The sequence below is a fragment of the Streptomyces reniochalinae genome (genome assembly GCF_003323735.1).
Classification (GTDB): domain Bacteria; phylum Actinomycetota; class Actinomycetes; order Streptomycetales; family Streptomycetaceae; genus Streptomyces; species Streptomyces reniochalinae.
This window is the reverse complement of sequence record NZ_QOIM01000061.1, coordinates 1-3,100: the sequence shown is the minus strand read 5'-3', so window position 1 is coordinate 3,100 and position 3,100 is coordinate 1. Positions and strand designations below refer to the sequence as shown.

2 protein-coding genes are annotated in these 3,100 nt (G+C 68.8%); both read right to left on the bottom strand.

The window, feature by feature from the left end:
- Positions 1–1,708, bottom strand: a 1,708-nt coding sequence (locus DQ392_RS33870; protein WP_181856692.1) for a type I polyketide synthase, incomplete at its 3' end; no start/stop codon positions are given.
- A 26-nt stretch (positions 1,709–1,734) separates the two neighbouring features.
- Positions 1,735–3,100, bottom strand: a 1,366-nt coding sequence (locus DQ392_RS33865; protein WP_114019535.1) for a type I polyketide synthase, incomplete at its 5' end; no start/stop codon positions are given.

Sequence of the window (3,100 nt, the reverse complement as noted above, 5' to 3'; positions counted from 1 at the left end):
CCGTCCGCCCGGAGGCGTCGGCAGCCATCCCCGGACACACCACACCCGGGCGCGTCTCGTCCTGGGCCAGGGCGCGTAGGCCCTCGATCAGCTCGTCACGGCCCGTCCCGGTGACGACCGCACGGTGATCGAAGACCGTACGCGTGGTGGCCAACGCCCCCGCAACAGCCCACGCCCCCAGGTCGGGACGAGTGCGCAGATGCTCCTCCAGCCGGGCCGCCTGGGCCCGCAACGCCACCTGCGACTTCGCCGACAGCGTGAACGCCACCCGCCCTGCGGGCTCCGCAGACGCGGAGGCATCCTCAGCTGCAACGTCCGTGACAGGCCAAGCTTCGAGAATCAGGTGCGCATTCGTCCCACTGATCCCGAACGAGGAGACAGCAGCCCGCCGCGGACGCCCGGTCTCCGGCCACGCGGTCGTCTCGGTCAGCAGTCGCACCGCGCCCGTCGACCAGTCCACATGCGGGGTGGGCTCGTCCACGTGCAGTGTGCGCGGCAGCACACCGTGCCGCATCGCCTCCACCATCTTGATCACACCCGCCACACCCGCGGCGGCCTGCGTATGACCGATGTTCGACTTCACCGACCCCAACCACAACGGCCGATCGTCGGGCCGGCCCTGCCCATACGTCGCCAACAGCGCCTGCGCCTCGATCGGATCACCCAACGTGGTGCCCGTACCGTGCGCCTCCACCACATCGACATCGGCCTCGCTCAGCCGCGCGTTCGCCAGCGCCGCACGAATCACCCGCTCCTGCGACGGACCATTCGGAGCCGTCAGCTGACTGCTCGTACCGTCCTGATTGACCGCACTGCCCCGGATGACGGCCAACACCGGATGACCGTTGCGCTGCGCCTCCGACAACCGTTCCAGCAACAGCAGTCCGGCACCCTCGCCCATGCTTGTGCCGTCGGCCGCGGAGGCAAAGGGTTTACAGCGGGCATCAAGGGCGAGCCCGCGCTGACGGCTGAACTCGACGAAGGTGGTCGGCGTGGCCATCACCGTGACGCCGCCCGCCAGAGCCAGCTCGCACTCGCCGTTGCGCAGCGCCTGCGCGGCCAGATGGACTGCGGTGAGCGAAGAGGAACACGCCGTGTCCACACTGATGGCGGGGCCCTCGAAACCGAGCGAGTACGACAGCCGGCCCGATGCCACGCTGTAGGCGCTGCCCGTACTCAGATACGCCTCGAACTCTTCGGGCACCTGGTGCATCATGCGCGCCCCGTACTCGCCGTACATGACGCCGGTGAAGACGCCCGTGCGGCTTCCGCGCAATGACGCGGGTGTCAGAGCCGCACGTTCGATGACCTCCCAGGCCGTCTCCAGCAGCAGCCGCTGCTGCGGATCGATCGCCAACGCCTCACGCGGACTGATACCGAAGAACTCCGCGTCGAACTCGTCGGCATCGTGGAGGAAGCCGCCTTCGCATACGTAGCTCTTGCCGGCTCGTTCGGGGTCGGGGTCGTAGAGGTCGACGGTGTTCCAACCGCGGTTGGTGGGGAACCCGGATATGGCGTCCCTGCCTCCCTCGACCAGGTGCCACAGATCCTCCGGCGTGCGCACCCCTCCGGGGTAGCGGCAGCTCATGGAGACGACCGCGATCGGTTCTGTCGTCGCATCCTGAGCTTGCTGGAGCCGCTGCCGAGTTTCCTGCAGTTCGGTGGTCACGCGCTTCAGGTAGTCGCGGAGCCTGTCCTCGGTGTTCATCAGGGGAAGATCCTTCGGCGGCGGAGTCAGGAAAGCCCGAGTTCGTTGTCGATGAAGTCGAAGACCTCGTCGTCGGTGGCGGACTTGATGTCTGTCATCGCGGGGGAGGCCGCAGCGTCGGTGTCGGTGTCGCTGCCCGACCCGTTCAGCTTCTGGAGGAAGGTCTCCAGACGCCGAGCGAGGTTCGCCCGTGCTTCCGGGGTGATGGTGGAGAGGGACGACTCGGCCCTGTCGATCTCGTCGAAGACGGGTTGGTGGTCGGACGACTCGGCCAGCCCCACCTTGCGCAGCAGGAATTCGGCCATCGCGTTCGGCGTGGGGTGGTCGAACACCACGGTGGAGGGGAGCCGTTGATCGATCGCCCGGCCCAGCCGGTTACGCAGCTCCACGGCCATGAGTGAGTCGAACCCCATCTGGAGGAAGCCGCGTTCCACGTCGACACGGCCGCGGGAATCGAGTGCGAGCACGTCTGCGACGTGGCCGGTGACGGCCTCCAGCAGCGTCTTCCGACGCTCGGGCGGTTGCTGGTCGATCAGCTGTTGCACCAGCGAGGGGCCTCGGTTTTCGGCGAGACCTGTGGTGGTGCGTCGTTTGGGTGCGGGCAGCAGACCGCGGAGGAGGGGTGAGGTCTGTGCGGCATCGGCTGCTCGCAGCACGGCCATACTGAGTCTCGCGGTGACCAGCGCCCCATCCGCAGGCCGCTCCAACGCGGCATCGAGCAGGGTCATGCCCTCTTCGGTGGTCAGGGGTACCAGGCCGCTCCGGGTCAGACGGTCGTGGTCGGTGCCGGTCAGGGCGCCGGTCATGCCACTGGCCTCCTCCCACAACCCCCACGCCAACGACACACCGGGAAGACCCTGCGCTTGACGGTACTGGGCCAACGCGTCCAGGAAGGTGTTGCCGGCCGCGTAGTTGGCCTGCCCCGGAGTGCCCAGCGTGCCGGCGACCGAGGAGAACAACACGAACGCCGACAACCCCGCCCCCCGGGTGAGGTGATGCAGATTCCAGGCCGCGTCCACCTTCGGCCGCAACACCCGCGCCAAACCCGCCGGGGTCAGCGAGCCCAGCGTCGCGTCCTCCAGCACCCCCGCGGTGTGGAAGACCGCACTCAACGGATGCTGCGCCGGAACGGTGGCCAGGAGATCGGCGAGCGCGTCCTGGTCGGCCACGTCACACGCGGCCACCTCCACCCGCGCCCCCGCGGCCTCCAGGTCGGCCACCAAGTCGGCGGCACCCGCGGCGTCCATACCGCTGCGGCTGACCAGCAACAGCCGCTCCACCCCGTACCGGGCCACCAGATGCCGCGCGGTAGCCGCACCCAGCACACCGGTACCCCCGGTCACCAACACCGTGCCCCCGGCACCCAACCCCCACAGACCACTGTCAGCCGGG